At 69.8% G+C, this 19,299-nt stretch carries 19 protein-coding genes, 2 tRNA genes and 1 other RNA gene; 9 read left to right on the top strand and 13 right to left on the bottom strand.

Annotated features, from left to right (window positions below; translation table 11 throughout):
- Nucleotides 1–31: 31 nt before the first annotated feature.
- Both ACTWNK_RS42285 and ACTWNK_RS42280 read right to left on the bottom strand, forming a co-directional pair.
- Entirely contained in the window at nucleotides 32–766 is a 735-nt protein-coding gene (locus ACTWNK_RS42285) for an ABC transporter permease (RefSeq protein ID WP_474310737.1), read from the bottom strand.
- The gene (locus ACTWNK_RS42280) at nucleotides 763–1,680 is read right to left on the bottom strand and encodes an ABC transporter ATP-binding protein (protein ID WP_474310736.1); all 918 of its coding nucleotides are present in this window, start codon (nucleotides 1,678–1,680) and stop codon (nucleotides 763–765) included. Before ACTWNK_RS42280 ends, ACTWNK_RS42285 begins: the two co-directional genes overlap by 4 nt.
- A gap of 132 nt (nucleotides 1,681–1,812) precedes the next feature.
- Between ACTWNK_RS42280 and ACTWNK_RS42275 the strand changes: the two genes are divergently transcribed.
- From ACTWNK_RS42275 to dnaN, 3 genes are all read left to right on the top strand, one after another.
- The gene (locus ACTWNK_RS42275) at nucleotides 1,813–3,249 is read left to right on the top strand and encodes a sensor histidine kinase (RefSeq protein ID WP_474310734.1); all 1,437 of its coding nucleotides are present in this window, start codon (nucleotides 1,813–1,815) and stop codon (nucleotides 3,247–3,249) included.
- Complete coding sequence (locus ACTWNK_RS42270; RefSeq protein WP_474310733.1) at nucleotides 3,243–3,902, top strand: response regulator; 660 nt, start codon at nucleotides 3,243–3,245, stop codon at nucleotides 3,900–3,902. Before ACTWNK_RS42275 ends, ACTWNK_RS42270 begins: the two co-directional genes overlap by 7 nt.
- A gap of 90 nt (nucleotides 3,903–3,992) precedes the next feature.
- Nucleotides 3,993–5,090 carry a DNA polymerase III subunit beta gene (gene dnaN / locus ACTWNK_RS42265; RefSeq protein WP_474310732.1) on the top strand — a complete coding sequence of 366 codons (1,098 nt, stop codon included), beginning with the start codon at nucleotides 3,993–3,995 and terminating at the stop codon, nucleotides 5,088–5,090.
- Nucleotides 5,091–5,158: 68 nt separating this feature from the next.
- Here dnaN and ACTWNK_RS42260 read toward each other — a convergent pair whose 3' ends face one another.
- From ACTWNK_RS42260 to upp, 5 genes are all read right to left on the bottom strand, one after another.
- On the bottom strand, nucleotides 5,159–5,836 hold the full coding sequence (locus ACTWNK_RS42260; RefSeq protein ID WP_474310731.1) for a FadR/GntR family transcriptional regulator: 678 nt from the start codon (nucleotides 5,834–5,836) through the stop codon (nucleotides 5,159–5,161).
- Between the two features lie 90 nt (nucleotides 5,837–5,926).
- The gene (locus ACTWNK_RS42255; RefSeq protein WP_474310729.1) at nucleotides 5,927–7,261 is read right to left on the bottom strand and encodes a helix-turn-helix domain-containing protein; all 1,335 of its coding nucleotides are present in this window, start codon (nucleotides 7,259–7,261) and stop codon (nucleotides 5,927–5,929) included.
- 87 nt (nucleotides 7,262–7,348) lie between these two features.
- The gene (locus ACTWNK_RS42250; RefSeq protein WP_474310727.1) at nucleotides 7,349–7,879 is read right to left on the bottom strand and encodes a PH domain-containing protein; all 531 of its coding nucleotides are present in this window, start codon (nucleotides 7,877–7,879) and stop codon (nucleotides 7,349–7,351) included.
- A 256-nt stretch (nucleotides 7,880–8,135) separates the two neighbouring features.
- Nucleotides 8,136–8,369, bottom strand: coding sequence for a hypothetical protein (locus ACTWNK_RS42245; protein WP_474310726.1), 234 nt, complete (start codon nucleotides 8,367–8,369; stop codon nucleotides 8,136–8,138).
- A 193-nt stretch (nucleotides 8,370–8,562) separates the two neighbouring features.
- A complete protein-coding gene (gene upp / locus ACTWNK_RS42240; protein WP_474310725.1) occupies nucleotides 8,563–9,201 on the bottom strand; it encodes a uracil phosphoribosyltransferase in 639 nt (212 codons plus the stop codon).
- Nucleotides 9,202–9,342: 141 nt separating this feature from the next.
- Here upp and ACTWNK_RS42235 point away from each other — a divergent pair, with 141 nt between their 5' ends.
- From ACTWNK_RS42235 to ACTWNK_RS42220, 4 genes are all read left to right on the top strand, one after another.
- Nucleotides 9,343–9,852, top strand: a complete 510-nt coding sequence (locus ACTWNK_RS42235; protein ID WP_474310724.1) for a tRNA adenosine deaminase-associated protein — start codon at nucleotides 9,343–9,345, stop codon at nucleotides 9,850–9,852.
- 17 nt (nucleotides 9,853–9,869) lie between these two features.
- Entirely contained in the window at nucleotides 9,870–10,349 is a 480-nt protein-coding gene (locus ACTWNK_RS42230; RefSeq protein ID WP_474310722.1) for a tRNA adenosine deaminase-associated protein, read from the top strand.
- A 22-nt stretch (nucleotides 10,350–10,371) separates the two neighbouring features.
- Nucleotides 10,372–10,845: a tRNA adenosine(34) deaminase TadA gene (tadA, locus tag ACTWNK_RS42225; protein ID WP_474311143.1), complete on the top strand. Its 474-nt coding sequence runs from the start codon at nucleotides 10,372–10,374 to the stop codon at nucleotides 10,843–10,845.
- Between the two features lie 10 nt (nucleotides 10,846–10,855).
- Nucleotides 10,856–10,943 (top strand) — tRNA-Ser (locus ACTWNK_RS42220).
- Between the two features lie 76 nt (nucleotides 10,944–11,019).
- On the opposite strand, the gene ACTWNK_RS42215 is transcribed toward ACTWNK_RS42220, so the two are convergent.
- From ACTWNK_RS42215 to ACTWNK_RS42190, 6 genes are all read right to left on the bottom strand, one after another.
- The gene (locus ACTWNK_RS42215) at nucleotides 11,020–11,319 is read right to left on the bottom strand and encodes a type II toxin-antitoxin system VapB family antitoxin (protein WP_474310720.1); all 300 of its coding nucleotides are present in this window, start codon (nucleotides 11,317–11,319) and stop codon (nucleotides 11,020–11,022) included.
- A gap of 56 nt (nucleotides 11,320–11,375) precedes the next feature.
- A complete protein-coding gene (gene ypfJ / locus ACTWNK_RS42210; protein WP_474310718.1) occupies nucleotides 11,376–12,227 on the bottom strand; it encodes a KPN_02809 family neutral zinc metallopeptidase in 852 nt (283 codons plus the stop codon).
- Nucleotides 12,228–12,299: 72 nt separating this feature from the next.
- Nucleotides 12,300–13,247 carry a KPN_02809 family neutral zinc metallopeptidase gene (gene ypfJ / locus ACTWNK_RS42205; protein WP_474310716.1) on the bottom strand — a complete coding sequence of 316 codons (948 nt, stop codon included), beginning with the start codon at nucleotides 13,245–13,247 and terminating at the stop codon, nucleotides 12,300–12,302.
- 143 nt (nucleotides 13,248–13,390) lie between these two features.
- Nucleotides 13,391–15,757: a helicase C-terminal domain-containing protein gene (locus ACTWNK_RS42200; protein WP_474310715.1), complete on the bottom strand. Its 2,367-nt coding sequence runs from the start codon at nucleotides 15,755–15,757 to the stop codon at nucleotides 13,391–13,393.
- 177 nt (nucleotides 15,758–15,934) lie between these two features.
- On the bottom strand, nucleotides 15,935–16,243 hold the full coding sequence (locus ACTWNK_RS42195) for a DUF6355 family natural product biosynthesis protein (RefSeq protein ID WP_474310712.1): 309 nt from the start codon (nucleotides 16,241–16,243) through the stop codon (nucleotides 15,935–15,937).
- Between the two features lie 273 nt (nucleotides 16,244–16,516).
- Nucleotides 16,517–16,604: transfer RNA gene (locus ACTWNK_RS42190), tRNA-Ser, on the bottom strand.
- An 83-nt stretch (nucleotides 16,605–16,687) separates the two neighbouring features.
- On the opposite strand from ACTWNK_RS42190, the gene ffs reads away from it, so the two are divergent.
- An RNA gene (ffs, locus tag ACTWNK_RS42185) (signal recognition particle sRNA small type) lies at nucleotides 16,688–16,783 on the top strand.
- Nucleotides 16,784–16,814: 31 nt separating this feature from the next.
- On the top strand, nucleotides 16,815–19,283 hold the full coding sequence (locus ACTWNK_RS42180) for a DNA polymerase III subunit gamma and tau (protein ID WP_474310711.1): 2,469 nt from the start codon (nucleotides 16,815–16,817) through the stop codon (nucleotides 19,281–19,283).
- Nucleotides 19,284–19,299: the final 16 nt, after the last annotated feature.

Here is a 19,299-nt window from a genome sequence, read left to right as displayed (position 1 = left end):
CGGGCGGCGAGAGGGACCCGGGCGGCATGCCCTACTCCCAGCGGAACAACTTCACCGCGAGCCCGCCGAACACCAGCACGCCCGCCGCCATGACCGCCAGGTGCAGCAGCTGCGGAGGCTGCCCGGCCCACGTGTCGCGCAGCGCCTGGGCGAAGGGACCGGCGACGGAGAAGTCGCTGATCCTGGCCAGCAGGTCCGGCATGAACTCCTTCGGCACCCACATCCCGGCCACGAACATCAGCGGGAACATCACGACCGAGCCGATCGCCGGTGCGATCTTGCTGCTCTTGGACACGGCCGCGATCACCAGGCCGATGCTGAGCAGCGCGGCCATGCCGAGCACCAGCACCGCGACGAACCCCGCGAACTGCTTGGGGAAGGACGTGCCGAGCACGAAGTACCCGGCCGTCATCAAGACGATCACCGAGACGGCGCCCACGGCCGCGTTCACCAGCAACTGCGCGCCGAGCAGCTTGACGGGCGCGACCGGCGTGGTCGACATCCGCCGCAGCACGCCCTGCTCCCGGTAGCCGGTCAGCACCGCGGGCAGCACGCTGAGCGACAGCGTGAGCAGGGCCAGCAGCGTCATCATCGCCGGCATCTGCGTGTCGTTGATGCTCTGCCCGCCCAGGGCCGGATCGGGCTTGGAGAAGTCCGGGATACTGCCGAGGATCAGCAGCAGCCCCACCGGCAGGCCGATCGTGAACAGCAGCCCCGGCCAGTCGCGCAGGTGCAGCTTGATCTCCACTGCCAACAGCTTGATCATGAGGTCTCCTCCGAAAGGCTGCGCCCGGTCAGGGCGAGGAAGGCGTCGTCGAGTGAGGCCTGCTCGATACGCAGGTCGGTGGGCACGATGGCGTTGCCCGCGAGGGCGAGGGTGACGACATGCGGCAGGTTGCCCGTGCCGGTCACGACCACCTGCCCCCCGGTACGGCTCACGCCCGTCACGCCGGGCAGCGCGAGCAGCAGCGCGTCGTCGAGCGGCGCCGAAGGCCTGAACCTCAGCCGCTGCTCGCCGTTGACCTGGGCGATCAGCCCGGCGGGCGTGTCGGTGGCCACCACGCGGCCCGAGTCGATGAGCGCGATCCGGTCGCAGAGGCGCTCGGCCTCCTCCATGAAGTGGGTGACCAGCACGATCGTGACGCCGGAGTCGCGCACGCTCTCCACCAGCTCCCAGGTGTCGCGCCTGGCCTGCGGGTCGAGTCCGGTGGTGAGCTCGTCGAGCACCGCGATCCTCGGCCTGCCGATCAGGGCGAGCGCCACCGAGAGGCGCTGGCGCTGACCGCCCGACAGCTTGCCGAACGCGGTGTCGCGCTTGGCGCCGAGACCGACGCGCTCCAGCAGCTCACGCCAGTCGGCCGGGTCGGGATAGAACGACGCGTAGAGGTCTAGCGCCTCCCACACCTTCATCTTCTCCGGCAGCGCCGCGCTCTGCAGCTGCACGCCGAGCAACCGGCGCACCGCGTCCTTGTCCTGCTGGGGGTCGTGCCCGGCCACACGGACCGTGCCTCTGTCAGGGGTGCGCAGGCCGACGACGCACTCGACCGTGGTGGTCTTCCCGGCGCCGTTGGGGCCGAGCACGCCGAAGATCTCACCCTCGTCGACGGCGAACGACACGTCGTCCACCGCCACATGGTCGCGGTAGCGCTTGTGGAGGTTGCTGACCTCGATGACCTTCATGGCTAAAACGGTAGAAATTCCGGGCCTGCGGCGTAATGCGGCTGCGTGCCGTACAGAGGTGGAGGTGGGAGGAGCGGGAAGGTGTACCTAGCACCACTGCCGGTTCTCGGTCCGGTCAAGCAGACTTGGGGCATGTTTCGAAAGACCGGACACAGTCTCGCGCTGCTCGCGCTGCTGGTGGTGCAGATCCCCGTCATCGTCGTGAGCTTCGTCATGCTGCTGCTGTCGTTCGGTCTGGGCATGGTCTTCCTGGTGCCGCCGCAGATGATGCTCGTGCGCAGGGTGGCCGAACGCACCAGGGCGCTGGCCGGAGCGTGGACCGGGGTCGACATCCCCACGCCCTACCGGCCCAAGCCGCCGCCCCCGCGCCCGCAGTCCGACGGCTGGTACCGATCCGACCGCACGCTCTACAAGACGCCCAGGATCCCGGCGTGGAACGCGCGCTGGAAGTGGCTGGTCGGCGACCCCGCCACCTGGCGCGACCACCTGTGGCTCGTGCTCGACCCGGCGGTCAAGCTGGTGCTGGCGATCCCGCTGGTGCTCTTCCCCGGGCGCGTGCTGCGTGTCTACGGACTGTGGGCCGAGCTGCTGCTGGCGCCGACCGAGGCCAACATGCTGGCCGGACGCGTCCAGCACCTCACCGAGGTCCGCAGCATCACCGTCGACTCCCAGGCCGCCGAGATGCGCAGGATCGAGCGCGACCTGCACGACGGCGCCCAGGCCAGGCTGGTCGCGCTCGGCATGATGCTGGGCGCGGTCGAGCAACTCGTCGACACCACCCCCGACGCCGCCAAGGCCCTGCTGGCGAAGGCCAGGGAGGCCTCCGGCGAGGCTTTGGCCGAACTGCGCAGGGTCGTACGCGGCATCCACCCGCCCGTCCTGGCCGAACGCGGCCTGGCCGACGCCGTACGCGCCCTGGCCATGGACAGCCCCCTGCACGTCACCGTCGACGTCGACCTCCCGCACCGCCCCGAGTCGCCGGTCGAGGCCGCCATCTACTTCGCCGTCAGCGAGCTGCTCTCCAACGCCGTACGGCACGGCAAGGCGGACGCGGCCATCGTGGACATCAGCCAGGTGGGCGGCGACCTGCGCGTGGTCGTGAGCGACGACGGGCAGGGCGGCGCCGACCCGGCCAAGGGCAGCGGCCTGCTCGGCATCGAACGACGCCTGGCCGCCTTCGACGGCGTCCTGGCCCTGCAGAGCCCGCCCGGCGGGCCCACCACGGTCGTCATGCACGTGCCCCGCGTGCTGCCCAAGCCCTGGGGCAACACGCTGCCCGAGATGCCGCGCTGGAAGACCGCGCTCGTGCTCTTCCTGTACTGCACGGCATGGTGCCCGACCTTCCCGCAGGGCGTGGTCGCGGGCATCTTCAAGATCCTCGGCTCGGAGGAGAAGGCGTGGTTCCTCGCCCTCTACCTGCCCGACCCGTGGCAGTGGCCCGCCATCATCTTCATGGTCGTCCTCGGCACGCTGATGTACACGCTGGCCATCATGCTGCCCGCTACCCATACCAAACGACTGCAGGTGGAGGCGGACGTCTCGCGGCGGCTATGGTTCGGGAAATGCTGAATCGCGTCGTCATCGCCGAAGACCTCTACCTGCTCAGAGACGGCCTCGTCCACCTGCTCCAGGCACACGGCTTCACCGTCGTGGCCGCCGTCGAGAGCGGTCCCGAGCTGCTCAAGGCCCTGGTCGAGCTGCGTCCCGACGTCTCGGTCGTCGATGTGCGCCTTCCGCCCACCTTCACCGACGAGGGGCTGCAGGCCGCGCTGGCCGCCAGGCGCGCGGTGCCCGGCCTGCCGATCCTCGTGCTCTCCCAGCACGTCGAGCAGCTCTACGCGCGCGAACTGCTGGCCGACGGCTCGGGGGCGATCGGCTACCTGCTGAAGGACAGGGTGTTCAACGCCGAGCAGTTCATCGACGCGGTGCGCAGGGTCGCGGGCGGCGGCACGATGATGGACCCCGAGGTGATCGCCAAACTCCTGGCCAGCAACGCGCGCCACGAGCCGCTCGGCCGGTTGACCCCGCGTGAGCGCGAGGTGCTCGAAGCCATGGCCGAAGGGCGCTCCAACGCGGCGATCGCCCAGCGGCTGTTCCTGAGCGAGAGCGCCGTGGCCAAACACACGGCGAGCATCTTCGGCAAACTCGACCTCGCGCCCTCCGACGACGACAACCGCCGGGTGCTGGCCGTACTCGCCTATCTCAACGCCGCCAACCGCTGATCGCGCTCCGCTGCTCGGCCTGCCTGCGCTTCTGTCAGTGGCGCAGGCTACGGTCAGAGGAGCGAACGATGCACAGAAGGGGCGGATCAGGTGAAGTTCCGGGTGAACCGCGATGTTCTTGCCGAAGCGGTGGCGTGGGCGGCCCGTGTCCTGCCTGCCCGCCCGGCCGCTCCGGTCCTGTCGGGCCTGCTGCTGGAGGCCGACGACGAGCTCAGCCTCTCGGCCTTCGACTACGACGTCTCCGCGCGGGCGCGGATCGAGGCCGAGGTGTCGGAGCCGGGCAAGGTGCTCATTCCCGGCAGGCTGCTGGCCGAGATCAGCAGGAGCCTGCCCGCCGAGCCGGTCGACATCATGACCAGCGGCTCCGAGGCCGTGCTCACGTGCGGCAGCGCCGAGTTCGGACTGGTCACCATGCCGGTCGAGGACTTCCCGACGCTGCCGGTCATGCCGGCCAGGGTCGGCGCGGTCGGCGGCGGTGTGTTCGCCTCGGCCGTCGGGCAGGTCGCGCCCGCCGCGAGCCGTGACGACACGCTGCCGATGCTGACCGGCATCAGGGTGGATCTCGCCGGTGACACGGTGGCCATGGCCGCGACCGACCGCTACCGCATCGCCGCGCGCGACTTCGCCTGGCGTCCGATCTCGCCCGACGTGGCGACATCGGCGATGGTGCCCGCCCGTGTGCTGGTCGAGGTGGCCAAGTCGCTGCGCGGCGGCGAGGTCTCGATCGCGCTGGGCGACGGTGTGGCCGGGTTCGAGAGCGTCGGCCGCAGCACGACCGTCCGCCTGCTCGACGAGCAGTTCATCGACTACCGGGCCCGGCTGACCGCCGACTGGTCGATCCACGCCGATCTGCGGGCCGCGCCCTTCGTCGACGCGATCAAGCGCGTCGCGCTGGTGGCCGAGCGCAACACGGCCATCCGGCTGACGTTCACGCGGGGGCAGGTGCTCATCCAGGCCGGAGGCGGCGACATCGGCAGGGGCGCCGAGGTGCTCGACTGCGAGCTGCACGGCGACGACATCCAGATCGCCTTCCAGTCGCAGTTCCTGCTCGACGGCCTGACCGGGGTCGAGGGCGAGATCGTCCGTATCAACATGGAGTCGCCCACCAGGGCCGCCCTCATCACCGAGCCGCCCGGCGACGAGCCTGCCGCCTTCCGCTACCTGGTCATGTCGCTGCGCCTGTCCTGACCGCTTCCTGAGACGAGAAAAGGGCCCCCGCCTGGGCGGGAGCCCTTTTCTCGTGTCCTTGGCCTGCGCTACTCCTGGTCGGTCAGCGCGATCAGGATGTGCTCCATGCAGGCGTGTCCGGCCCGCTCGGCCGCGGCCGCGTCACCGGCTGCGATGGCCCTGGCGATGGCGTCGTGCGGGATGTAGCTGCTGTTGAACGACGTCCCCGCGGCCGTGATGCTGGCCCGCAGCGCCGCGGAGAAGTCTTCGTACAGGTCGATGAGGACCAGGTTGTGCGTCGCGTGCACCACCGTCATGTGGAAGTTGAGGTCGGCCTCGACGAAGGCGTCGGAGTCCTGGAGCTCCCAGGCCCGGTCGCGCTCGGCGAGAGCGGTCTCGATGCGGCGGATGTCGTCGTCGGTGCGCCTGGCGGCGGCGAGCCTGGCCGACTCGACCTCCAGGGCCCGCCGTACTTCGAGGATCTCCAGCTGCTCGGCCTGGCGCAGGCGCCGCAGCATGGCGCCTGAGAGCTCGCTGGTGGCCCGCACGTAGGTGCCGTCGCCCTGGCGGCACTCCAGCAGCCCGGCGTGCGTGAGGGCGCGCACGGCCTCGCGGACCGTGTTGCGCCCCACGCCGAGCTGCTCGGCGAGCACCGTCTCGGTGGGGATCTTGCCGTGCATCTGCCACGAACCTGAGGTGATCTGCTCCTTGAGCTGATCGATCACCTGGTCGACGAGCGAAGCTCGCTGCGCCGTACGCAGACTCACAGTCCGCCTCCTCCGGGGAACCCAATCATCCTATGAGTCAATGACTGGTAGACCCTAATTATTCCCGCCCCGGAAAGACAAATCCACTGGTCAACGTACGAGAGCGGCGTCGACCGTCACACCGGCCATCGCGGAGCGGACTCCGGCGGCTTCAAGGGCCTTACGATACGCGGCGGTCTGCTCCTCGACTATCCCCGCACGGCCATAGAGGTCGCCGAGCTCGCGCCAGGTCCTTGCTGCCTGCCTGTCGGAGCCGTAAAGCGGGGTGTTCAGGGCGCTGAGCTGGGCCTTGGCCGCTTGGAGCGATGCAATCGCATCGCCGCCAGTAGCCAGGGCGACCTCCGCAGTCAAGAGATGCGCGGCGGCCGGGACCGTTCCCGACAAATCACGCACAAGGTCGACTGCTTCCCTCGCCAGCGCTCCCGCCTTGACCGGCTCTCCTGCCCTGAGCCGGACCTTGCCGAGACCGACGAGACTCTCGACGCGCTCCTTGACCGCACCGGGGAACCCGGAGAAGACGCGGTGCGCCATCGTCGCCAGCGCCTCGGACCCCTCAAGGTCGAGCCTGGCCCAGTCGAGCGCGATGCGCGCGGTGCGCAACGCGACCCTCGTGGCCCTGCCGGCGGCGATCGCGTCGTCGGCCAGACGTACGGCCAGCGCCGAGTCCTCGCCCGCCGCGGCCACGATGCTCGCCTGCCACAGGGCGTGGATCTCGGCGGAACGGTCCGCCGCGTCGGCGACGTCGCCCGCCGACAGCACCCGGTGCACGTAGGCGAGCTCGCGCGAGCCCTTGTCTCCGGCGCCCTGCGTCTCGACCAGGGCGGCGGCCAGGTCGACCGCGATCTCGCCCTGGTTGACGCCGAGGCGTTCGACCTGCTCAAGGGCGTGTGCGCCGAGGTCGCGGGCGCGCAACCTGTCTCCGGCGCGCTGGTAGCAGCGGCTGAGCGCGACGGTCAGTGGCAGGTCGGCGAGCCGCTCGGGATGGGCGGCGGCCTCCCTGCGCAGTCTCTCGAAGGCTTCGACGGCCGGGCCGATGCGTCCCTGTGCCTCCAACGCGCGGGCTCTGCCAAGCCTGGCGTGTGCGGCGAGCATGGCGTTCTCTTCACCGGCCGCCTTGACGATCTCGGTGAAGCGTTCGGCGGCTGCCATGGGGTCGCCGTGCTGCAGCTCCAGCTCGGCGTGACGGAGTCCAAGCTCAGTGTCAATGCGCTGCCTGGGTTCGATGCCATGAAGCAGGAACTCGGTAGTGCAGCCAAGACGCTCGGCCAGCAAGCGCGCCACAACGGGAGTCGGGGTGCGCTTACCGGACTCGATGAGCGAGACGTAACTGTCGGACAGGTCGGGGCCGGCCAACTGGGCCTGCGACATCCGCCTGTTCAGCCGCAATCCGCGTACGCGGTCACCGATGGTTCCCTGACTGGGCATCTCATCTCTCAAGGCGAAGTACGGTCAACGTCTCGCCATGATTGCATGAAGCGGCCGAATCGGGTATCCCCACGCCAGGAATAGGGGCTAATCATCCCCATCATCCTTACTGGGAAACAGCATCTGGCAGACCTCGAGGTAGAGGGTCTCCGGATACGGGATGTACGGCACCGTCGACAGGGCCTGATCCTGACCGGCCGACTCCAGGATGAACTCTCCGTAGCCCATCATGCGACCGAGCAGCGAGCGCTGGAAGCTCATGTCCGTGACCTTCTGCAGCGGCATCATCGCGACCTTACGGGTGATGAGGCCCGTGGTCAGGAGCATGCGCTTGGAGGTGACCACGAAGTAGTCGACCGACCACTCCGCGACCTTCCACACGAAACGGATCAGCAACAGGAGCCAGAGCCACCACACGACGACGAGGGCGGATCCGGCGTCCTTGTCGCCGAAGAACTTGCTGAGCAGTCCAGCGATGATCAGGCCGCCGAAGACCTCGGCGACCGGACGGAGCAGCACGGCTGGGTGTCGCCGCACCATGATGACCTGGTGTTCGTGGGGGAGTAGGTAGCGGTTGACGGACGACGGGGCAGAGTCCCCATGCGTCACAAGTCTCATGCGAGGCTGTTGAAGAACTGAGCCAGCGAGTCGGCCGCGTTGAACACACTGTCCAACGCTCCTCGGACCGCATCAGCTGCGTCAGCTGGTCGTGCGAACAGGTAATACGCGACGAACGCGATACCCGTGTATGTGAGGACCTTCTTGACCTGCACTGTCGCCTCCACTACCCACGTACCCACTACACCCACCGGATACATTACCCACCCGAATGCCCGGGTAAAGGGAACACTCCCGTGGTTTTTCTGATCTTGAGCTATCCGCGTTCGCTCGCGACGAGAGCGAGCACGTGAAGATGCTTGCGCGCGATCCGCTCGACGAGACCGGGATGGGCATAGCCCGTCACCTCGAGCGCACCGTAGTGCGCCGCCTCGACACAGCGAGTCACCGTCGCCGGCGTGTGGACCTCCGCGAACTCGTCGCGCAGGGCCGCTTCGACATCCGCGTAGGGTGTCGGCTCGGCCTCGGGTCCACTGCTTCGCTCACTCATGGTGCTCCCATACGTTCGCCCCCGGAAATGGGACGCGGAAGAGATGCCTTCATTACTCTTCGTACCCATGCCAACACAGTATGTAACGAACGGCTGGGCCTAGGGGAGGGAAAGAGCGCGTCAGCCAGCGATTTACACCGACGCGCCGGAAAGACGCGAAGTCCAGGGCAGCGACACAGGGGTGGACGAGGTCCTAGACGACGCCGTAGAGCCGGTCGCCCGCGTCGCCGAGGCCGGGGACGATGTAGCCGTGCTCGTTCAGCCGCTCGTCGAGCGCCGCGGTGACGAGTCTGATCGGCCTGCCGGATCCCGCGAACACCTCGTCCATGTGGGCCAGGCCCTCGGGCGCGGCCAGCAGGCACAGCGCGGTCACGTCCTCCGCGCCCCTGTCGAAGAGGAACTGGACGGCCGCGGCCAGCGTGCCGCCGGTGGCGAGCATCGGGTCGACGACGTAGCACTGCCGTCCCGACAGGTCGTCGGGCAGCCGGGTCGCGTACGTCTCGGCCTGCAGCGTCGACTCGTTGCGGATCATCCCGAGGAAACCGACCTCGGCCGTGGGCAGGAGCCTGGTCATACCGTCGAGCATGCCGAGCCCGGCCCTGAGGATCGGCACCACGAGGGGCCTGGGCCTGGCGAGCTGAACACCGTGCGCGGGCGCGACCGGCGTCTCGACCGTGACAGGAGTGACCCGGACGTCGCGAGTGGCCTCGTAGGCCAGCAGCGTCACCAGCTCGTCGGCGAGGCGGCGAAACGTCGGCGAGTCGGTGCGAACATCCCGCAGCGCGGTCAGCTTGTGCGCGACCAGCGGGTGATCGACAACCAGGGTTTCCATAACGGACAAGGCTAGCTTGTAGTGGAGGTACCAACACGTTCCGCGCCCGGATTTGATCACAATTTGGTCGGACCGGGCCGCAGTGCGCGGTCAGGTCTGAAAGCATTGGAGACCGCATAGGCCGCGTCGGTGGGGTGGACGATGAACGACGAAGACGCGCTTGACTTCGCCATCGTGGTCTATAGGGAGGATGAAGGCTGGGAAGCGGAGATGCTCCCGGTCGCCCTCACATCGGATCTGCACGGCCTGGTTCACGCGCTGAGGCAGCAGCCGAGCGTCAACGGCTCGATCGGGCTGATCGCCGTCGGCGACGAGTTCTTCGTGGCGCTGCGCGTCCTGGGCGAGCGGGTGAGCGTGTTCCTCTCCGACATCGCGGCCTCCTGGGACTTCCCGTTGGCCCAGCAGGTGCTGGACTACCTGGACGTTCCCGTGCCCGACGAGGACGAGCTGGATGAGATCCTCCAGGACGAGGAGACCGTTCTGCCCGCGGGCGATCTATCGATCTTCGTGGATCTCGGATTGGACGAGATGGAGCTGGGCATCCTGTCCGGGGACATCGATCTCCATCCCGAGGACGTGCTGTCCAGCATCGCCGCGCGGCTCGGCTTCTCCGAGCCGTTCGAGCGTGCCATCGACTCGGTCTTCGGCTGACCCTCGGGAGCCCGCTGATGCCTGCCAGCGCCCTCTTCTCCGCCGGGTTCGTCCGGCTGCCCGACGGCTGGAGCGGGGAGGAGGTGGACCTGAGCGCGGCCGAGATCGTCGACGACTTCGCCGACGCCGTACAGGAGAGTCTGGGGCTCGACGGGGACGAGCTGGCCCTGCTGTGTGTCGAGGCCGAGGACGAATGGTTCGCGATCGTCCGCTACCAGGGCGACGCCGAGCCTCGTGCGTTCCTTTCCGACACCCAGACCGGCTCGCTCGACACGCTCAGCGAGTTGTTCGCCGAGCTGGCCGGGGTGGCGCCGGACAAGGAGAGCACCGACATCGGCGTGCGTCCGGCCGGTGACTTCGAGCTGCTGGCCGACCTCGGGGTGAGCGCGGCCGAGCTGGTGGAGCTCAGCATGGAGGAGGGCGTGCTGCCCGCCGACGTGCTCTCGGTCCTGGCCGAACGCCTCGGCTTCGCCGACGAGCTGGACCGGCTGAGATAGCGTCGACGGGGTGTCGTCCTCCGTGAACCCCGCGCCTGCCGTTGGTGAGGAGCGGGCGATGCGTCTCGCGCTCGAGCAGGCGGTCGCCGCCGGTGAGCGGGGCGAGGTGCCGGTCGGCGCCGTCGTGCTCGACGCCGCCATGCGTCCGATCGCCGCCGCGGGCAACGACCGTGAGGCCGGGGCCGATCCCACCGCGCATGCCGAGGTACTCGCCCTGCGCGCCGCCGCCCGCGCGCTCGGCACCTGGCGGCTGAGCGGCTGCACGCTCGTGGTCACCCTGGAGCCGTGCACGATGTGCGCGGGCGCCGCCGTGCTTTCGCGGGTGGAGCGTGTGGTCTACGGCGCGGTCGACGAGAAGGGCGGGGCCGTGGGGTCGCTCTGGGACGTCGTCAGGGATCGGCGGCTCAACCACAGACCCGAGGTGATCATGGGCGTCCTGGCCGACGAATGCGCCGCCGTACTCAAGGAGTTCTTCGCTGCCCGAAGAATCCGGTAAGCTGCTCGACGGTGGTGTCGCCTAGTGGCCGAGGGCGCACGCCTCGAAAGCGTGTGAAGTGCAAGCTTCCGTGGGTTCAAATCCCACCACCACCGCCACGACGAAGGGCCCTCGATCCAGCGAACGGATCGAGGGCCCTTCGTGTGTTCGAGGTCGTGTGTTCGAGGGCGTGGGTCAGGATGTGGGCAGGTCGAGGACACGGGCGTGCAGGACTGAGCGTTGGTGCAGTGCGGCTCTGAGGGCTCGGTGCAGGCCGTCCTCCAGGTAGAACTCGCCGCGCCACTGCACGACGTGCGGGAAAAGGTCGCCGTAGAACGTGGAGTCGGCGGCGAGCAGGGAGTGCAAGTCGAGCATCGCTTTGGTGGTGACCAGCGTGTCGAGCCGGACCTGCCTCGGCGGGATCTGTGCCCAGTCTTTGTGGGACAGACCGTGTTCGGGATAAGGGCGTCCGTCGCCGACCAACTTAAAGATCACCCATTGATTTTAGGAGAGAATTCGCATTCTTGCGTTCTCCGCCGCTCCTGACCAGCTCAGACGCCCTTTTTGAAGGGGTCGCACGGTCCGGGCTCGCCGGTTTCGTAGCCGGTCTTGAACCACGTGACGCGCTGCTCGGAAGTGCCGTGCGTGAACGCGTCGGGATTGACGCGGCCCTGCGAACGCTGCTGGATGTTGTCGTCGCCGACGGCCGCGGCGGCGTCGATGGCGTCCTTGATCTCGGCATCGGTGAACGGCTTGGCGAAGTAGCCGGTCTCGACCGCCTTCTTGGCCCAGGCGCCCGCGTAGCAGTCGGCCTGTAGCTCCAGCTTTACGGCGTCGCTCTCGGCGCCGGTGCCCTCGCGTACGCGCTCCATCACGCCGGTGAGGTTCTGCACGTGGTGGCCGTACTCGTGGCCGATCACGTACGCCTGCGGGAGCGGGCCGTTCTTGGCGCCGAACTCGCGGGCGAGGGTGTCGAAGAAGGCGAGGTCGAGGTAGACCTGCTGGTCGGGCGGGCAGTAGAAGGGGCCGACCGAGGAGTCGGCCGAGCCGCAGCCGGTCTGCACGCCGCCGGTGAACAGCACGGTCTTGGCCTTGGCGTAGCCGTCGACGCGTTCGCCCCAGTAGTTCTGCACGCTGTTGACGATGCCGACGACCCTGCACCGCTCGCTCTGGTCGGCATCCGCGCCGGTACGGCACTCGCTGCCGAGGTCGGAGCCGGCGTCGGGTCCGGCGGGCTCGCCGCCGCCGGTGAGGTTGGTGACGCCGAATATCGCGGCGACGATGAGCGCGATGATGCCGGTGATCCCGCCGCCCACCGCCAGCCCGCCGCCGGGGAAGCCGCCGCCTCCGCCTCGGTTCTCCACCTGGGAGGCGTCGAGGTTGACGTCGTCCTTGAAGTCCATCGCCAGTTCCCTTCTCGGGTGCTGGCGACCTCTCCTGCCCGGAAAGCGGGCTTTGAGACCTGGCGGGTGCGGCTAGATGGCGCCGGTGAAGGTGTCGCAGCGCTTGGGGTCGCCGCTCTGGTACCCGACCGTGAACCACTTCTCGCGCTGCGCCGACGTGCCGTGCGTGAACGCGTCGGGGGTGACCCGGCCCTGGACCCGCTTCTGGATGCTGTCGTCGCCCACCGCGGCGGCCGCGCTGAGCGCCTCGTCGATGTCGGCCGCGCTGAACGGGCCGTCGTAGAAGCCGGTGCGCACCGCGTTGTTCGCCCACACGCCCGCGTAGCAGTCGGCCTGCAGCTCCAGCCGTACGGCTCCGCTGGAGGCGCCCTGGCGGGAGTTGCCGACCCTGTCCATGGTGCCGAGCAGGTTCTGCACGTGATGGCCGTACTCGTGTGCGATCACGTACGCCTGGGCGAACGGCCCGCCGCTCGCGCCGAAGTCCTGCTGCAGGGTGTCGAAGAAGGTCAGGTCGAGGTACACCTTGCGATCGGCCGGGCAGTAGAACGGCCCGACGTTGGAGTCGGCCGCGCCGCACGCGGTGTTCACCGCCCTGGAGAACAGCACGGTCTTGGCCGGTGTGTAGGCCTTGCCGTTGCGCTGGGCGAAGGCCTGTTTCCAGTACGCCTGGATGCTGTTGACCGTGCCGACCACGCGGCAGTCCTGGGTCTGGTCGGCATCGGCGCCGGTGCGGCATCGCTCGCTGAGCCCCGACGCGGTCGCCCCGACGGGAGAGGGTACGGCCTGGCCGCCCGGCTGGGTGCCCTGGTCGCCTCCGACGAACCCGGTGGGCATGATCTTGAACAGCAGCAGTCCGGCGACCGCGAGCACGAGCAGCAGGCACCCGCCGCCCTTGCCGCCGATCGGCAGTGCGCATCCGCCGGGCATGGCCCCCCTGCGGCCGCCGCCCTGCTGCCTGCCGCTCGCCCTGACATCCTCGACCTGGGACGGGTCGAGCTGCGCGTCGTCGTCGAACTGCATGTCTGGCGTCCCCCTCGCCGACCGGCCGGCGTCCGGCCTCGAACCGGGATCCTTCCCTCGTAGTGGGACGATTACTCTTCGTGTCCGACTGTCGCGCTCTGTGTTCTGGATGGGGCTCTGTGTTCTAGGCAGGGCTCTGTGTTCTAGGCGGGGGTGACGCTTTGGATGCGGGAGAGGGCGAAGACGCGTTCGTCCTTGCGGAGGTGGCACCAGGCTTCGAGGTAGGGCGGGTCGAGTGCCAGGCGGCTGAGTGTGCGCACGGTGTGTTCGCCCGAGGCGGCGACATAGGCGATCGTGACGGCGCCGCCGCTGGTGAGCGCATGGACGAGTTGGCACATGTCGGAGTACGGGAGTCGCTTGGTGTATCGGGCGACGATCTCCTCGGTACGGGAGTCGGGAGTACGGGAGTCGGGCTGCGGGGCCGTCGGGGCGGTGTTCAGCAGCCGGGTGGCCAGCGTGTGGGCGTCGACGGCCGCCGGGGCCGCCGCCGGGCGTCTCGCGCGGGTGGCGGGCGCTCGCCGAGGCGCGGCCTTCTCGATGCGTACGATGCCGTCCGGCGTCTCGGCGACCGGCGCGTACCCCTTGGCCCTGAGTGCGGTGAGGGCCTGCTCCGGCGTGCCCGAGCCGACGAGCACGGTCGGGGCGAGCTGCCGCAGCCCGAGCGCGGCCAGCCCTCGATGGGCGGCGAGCTCGGCCAGGAGCGCGGGGTCGTCGCCGTGCACGACGAAGCCCGCCGGTGCGATGCGCACCCGGCCGTGACGGCGTGCGGCATCGGCGATGAGATAGGACAGGGCCTGCGGCAGACCCGTCGGGGAGCCTTCGGCGATGGCGGTCAGTGCGGCCTTGATCTTGTCCGGGGTGCGTCCGGCGTCCAAGGCCCTTCGGATGCTGCCCGCGCTGAAGCGCCACACCGAGGCCGTGCCGCTGCTCTCCCGGTCCGCCGTCGCGTCCAGGAGTCCGGCCAGCCGTGCCGTGGGCGTGCCTCCGACGACGGCGGTGAGGTCGCCGCCGAGCCGTGCCGTACCGGTGGCCTCGGGCAGCGCACCCTCGCATGCGGTCACCAGGGCCTCGGCGTCGCCGGACAGCAGGGCCGCGCCGAGCGGGGAGAGCGCACCCCTGGCGATGACGCCGAGCAGCTCGGCCTCGCGGACGACGGTGGCGAACGGCGTCGCGTCCTGGGCATACGGATGGGCGAGCGGCCGGTGCCAGGCGACGAGCCCGCCCAGGTCCGCCGGGACCCGCGCGCCCTGTCCCTCGGGGAGCTCGGCCGCTGCGGCGAGCAGCCCCTTCCGGCCCTGCAGGCAGCCGTCGCACGGCTGCTCCCCGGCCAGGGCGGGACGGGTCTTCCCGTACTCGTCGCAGGACCGGGACGCGGTGAGCGGCAGTTCCCACCAGGCCTGGAGAAGTACGGCGAGCCGGGCCGACGGCTCCTGGGCCGCCCAGGCGTCGTAGCCCTTGGTGGGGGCGACGCGGTCGCCGTCCTTGGCCAGGAGCCCGGCCGGGCGCGCCGTCTCCAGGGTGATGCGTACCACGGCGTCGTCGGCCTGCGCGGCCTTGGCCAGACGGCCGAGTTCGCGTGCGCCGATCCCGCCGGACTTCAGGGCGGCCGGTGCGGCGGACGAGCAGACCGACAGGACCGAGGCGGCATGCGCCGCGAAGGCGGTGGCCGCGGCGGCGGCCTCCCTGTTCACCTCGGCGGCGGGGACGGCGACCAGCTCGGCGACGGGCGGAACCGGGTCGAACGGTGCATGCCAGTGCGGCCCGCGCAACGCCAGCGCGATCTCCCTCGGCATGCGCGCCGCTCTGAAGCCGTGCCGATCGCCCACCAGCAGGCCTCGGTCGAGCGCCCACCGCTCGCCCGGCCTGACCTCGCCCGTGAAGGCCCCGAACATGACCGATGCCGTACGCCGCGGCGCTGACCTCATCTGACGTTCCAGGAGCTCCCGCGTGGCCGGGGGCGCCTGCGCGAGCACCGCGGCGACGCGTACCGGGTCGCTGTGATGGGCGACGAGAGCGGCCATGCGCTGCTGCCTGGTGCCCGGAGGTTTGACGCCCAAGGTCGCGAGCATGCCGCGCAGTTCCTCGGAGGTGGTGCCCTCCAACGTCCGCTCCAGGGAAGCGCCCAGGCCCAAGGGCGCCTCCCACGCCTGCCGCAGGGGGAGGGCCATGTCCAGCCCTTCGCCTTCATCCGGCCATACGAGGGCGTTGTCGGCCAGCGTCTCCAGGGACTCGGCGAGGGCGGGCGGCGTCACGCCCAGCAGCCTCGCCAGGGCGTCGCGCGGCATGGGCGTCGCCGATGTGGCCAGCGCCTCGGCCACCTGGAGGCAGGGCAGGGGGAGGCGTGCCATGGCGAGCATGACCGATCCCGGCCGTTGCAGGCGTTGCGCGAGTTCCTCGAGCGAGCGTGGTTCGGAGGGGGCGGTGGCGTCCTCGCGCAGGGTCAGGACGCGAGCCAGTCGTGGCGCTTCGAGATCGGCGAGCCAGGCTGTCAGCGTGGATCGGGACGTCACAGAGGTCACCTCGCGAGGTCGGGAACGCGCGAGCGCCCGGCGCCCGGACCAGGATGACGCATCCCGGGGCGATCCGCAGGCGGCGCGCGTCCCTTTGTCCTCATCCGGCCTGTGCTGAGAAAGGTAAAGCCGGACCGCGAGGGCGGTCCGGCTTTACCGGCTTTTGCCGTGCGGTAATCAGCAGGTCTCGCCCTTGTACCAGGCGTACAGAATGTCGTAAGTGAGCCCCAGCATGGTCACGCCCGGTTCGACGCACTGGTCGTATCCCGGGCGGTCGAAGGTCCGCTCGACGCGGATCCAGACGCTGACGTTGGAGTTGCAGTGGTTGTACCTCGCGATGGCGCCCTGTGGGTCCCAGCCACAGGCGAACGCCGACGTCCCGGCCGTCTTCGCGGTCGTCGCGGTGGTGGCGGCGTAGGTCGGCGCGGTGGTCAGCGCGAGCGCGGCCAATGCTCCTGCGGCCACTTTGAGAATCTTTGTACGCATGGTGTCGTGCACCCCATTTCATTCTTTGTGGAATGCTGTCAGATTAACTAGTAAATATCGTCTTGATCGACAGTCATTCCTGCCAAACGTGGATGGTTTGCTGCCAAAGCAGAAAGGGGGCGCGCTCGACGCTGGGTGGGCTTCTCGGCCCGGACGGCCGGGCGGCGGGATGTCCGGCGTCTCTGGCCTCAGGTGGCCGGGCCGGTGCGTCAGGTGGCCGGGCCGGGGAAATGCCAGAGGGGCCGCACCGAGATCGGTGCGGCCCCTCTGAGGTGGCGGAGGATAGGAGATTTGAACTCCTGATGGGTTGCCCCATACACGCTTTCCAAGCGTGCGCGCTCGGCCACTACGCGAATCCTCCGCCACGAAGCTTACCGGACTCCTGGCGATGAAGTGACCACGAATTCACGGCCGCAAGCACTGCCCAACGGGGCTAGACTGTCGTAGGACCCCTCGCGCGGCGTCATCCTGTGAACCTCCCCAGGGCCGGAAGGCAGCAAGGATAAGCGGGCTCTGGCGGGTGTGCGGGGGGTCTCTTTCGTTGTGAGCCCCTCGCAGGCGGGATGGTCGCATGAGCCTTGCGCTTTACCGCAAGTACCGGCCCGGCACCTTCGCGGAGGTCAAGGGCCAGGAACACGTCACCGATCCCTTGCGGCAGGCACTGCGCACCGGCCGGATCAACCACGCCTACCTGTTCAGCGGGCCGCGAGGCTGTGGGAAGACGTCGAGCGCGCGCATCCTGGCCAGATCCCTGAACTGCGAGCAGGGCCCGACCCCCGACCCCTGCGGCGAGTGCGAGTCGTGTGTGGCGCTGGCCGCCACCGGGCCGGGCCACCTCGATGTCATCGAGATCGACGCCGCTTCGCACGGTGGTGTCGACGACGCCCGCGACCTGCGTGAGCGCGCCTTCTTCGCGCCCGTGGCCGCGCGCTACAAGATCTACATCATCGACGAGGCGCACATGGTGACCCGCGAGGGTTTCAACGCGCTGCTCAAACTCGTCGAGGAGCCGCCGCCGCACCTGAAGTTCATCTTCGCGACGACCGAGCCCGAGAAGGTCATCGGCACGATCAAGTCGCGTACCCATCACTACCCGTTCAGGCTGATGCCGCCCGCGACGCTCAAGGCGCTGCTCGAGGAGATCCTCGTCTCCGAGAGCGTGCCGTTCGAGCCGCCCGCGCTGCCGCTGGTCGTGCGTGCGGGCGCGGGGTCGGCGCGTGACTCGCTGTCCATTCTCGACCAGCTCCTGGCCGGGGCCGACGACGACGGCATCACGTATGCCAAGGCCGTCTCCCTGCTCGGGTACACCGACGGGGATCTGCTCGACGAGGTCGTGGCGGCGTTCGCCGGGCGGGACGGCGCGGCCGTCTTCCAGGCGGTCAACCGGGTGATCGAGGGCGGGCACGACCCACGCAGGTTCGCCATGGACCTGCTCGAACGCTTCCGCGACCTGGTGATCCTGGCCAACGTGCCCGAGGCCGCGTCCAGCGGACTGCTGGACCGCCCGGCCGACGAGCTGGAACGCCTGGTGGGGCAGGCCGCCTCCATGGGACCGGCCGAGCTGACCCGGGCGGCCGAGGTGTTCAACACCGGGCTCACCGAGATGCGCGGCGCTACTTCGCCTCGGTTGTTGCTTGAGCTGATGTGTTCTCGGGTGTTGCTGCCCGGTGCTGCGCTGGACGAGGGCTCGTTGCTCGCTCGCCTGGAGAGGCTGGAGCGCGGGGGAGTCGTCGCGCAGATGGCGGCGGGGAGCGGCGCGACGCGCGGGGGTGGTGCCGTGGCGCCGCCTTCGCCGGTGGTGCCTGCCGCTGCTCCTGCTCCTGCTGCTGCCCCTGTTTCTCCTGCTCCTGCCTCTGTTGGGGGGCAGGCTTCCGGTGGGGGTGTGCCGTCGGCGCCGGCTCCGGTGGGTGAGGACTGGCCGGAGACCGTACGGCCTGGGGCGCCTGTTCAGGCTGCGCCGCCCGTTCAGAGTGCTGGGGGCGGGCAGCCGTCCGGTGGGCATGCGGCCCCTGCCCAAGGGGTGTCGCCCGGTGGCGCCGGGGCGCTGCAGCAGCAGTGGCCTGCCGTGCTCGCCGCACTCAAGCAGCGCAGCATCGTCGTCTGGGCCAATGTCAACACCAACGCCCAGGTGGTGGGTGTCGAGGGCAAGGTCGTCACCCTGGGGTTCGCCCAGGTCGGGGCGATGAAGAACTTCACGGGTGGCGGCAAGGACGCCGTCGTCGCCCTGGCGTTGAGCGATGTGCTCGGCGGGAACTGGAAGGTCGAGGCGGTCGTCGGCGGGGCTCCCGCTCCGCGCGGCGGCGGCGGGCAGCCCAACCGGCCGCAGCCGCCTGCCGGGGGTGGCGGTCCTGCCGGTGGGCCCGGTGGGCATGGGCCTGAGCAGGGTGGGGCGCCCAGTGGTGGTGTGGTGCTGGCGAGTGGCTCCGGTGGGGCGGTCACCGTCTCGCCGACTGATGGTGGGGCTGCCTCGGCTGTGATCGATGCCGCGTCGGCAGGTGTGGCGGCCGGCTCCAAGGCCGCTGGTGCCGGTGCGGGCATCGTCGGTGGTGGCGGGGCCGGCGTCGCGGTGGAGGAGAGGGTTGCCGTCTCGGTCGGGGCGGTAGCTCCTGGGGCGGGAACACAGGCAGCACAGGGAACGGCAGCACAGGGAACGGCGGTGCAGGGCGGCGGAGGGGCCGGTGGGCCGCAGCTGACCGACGAGTCCTGGCCGTCGGCGCCCGACGACGACCCGGGCCACGGCTCCCAGCCCATGCCCGACCCCGGCACGGCGACCGCACGCCCCGCCGCTCCCAGCACCGGCCTGGCCGCCGCCCGATCCGCCGCCAAGGCGGCAGCGCAGGCAGGCCCTCGCCAGGGCGTACGGCACGGCGCGACGAACAGCGGCTGGCCCGACGCCGTTCCGGCACGGACCAAGGGCCCTGAGGCCGACGACGTGGACCCCCTGAACGACGCCAACGCCGATGTCGACGAGCTGAGCGGCATGGCCCTCCTCCAACGCGAACTCGGCGCCCAGGTCATCGGCGAGATCGACCACACGTAGGCGGGCTTGGGCCCGA

This window comes from Nonomuraea sp. IBHARD001 (assembly GCF_056106265.1).
Note: the sequence above shows the minus strand (reverse complement) of the source record. Positions and strands in the feature narration are given on the sequence as shown.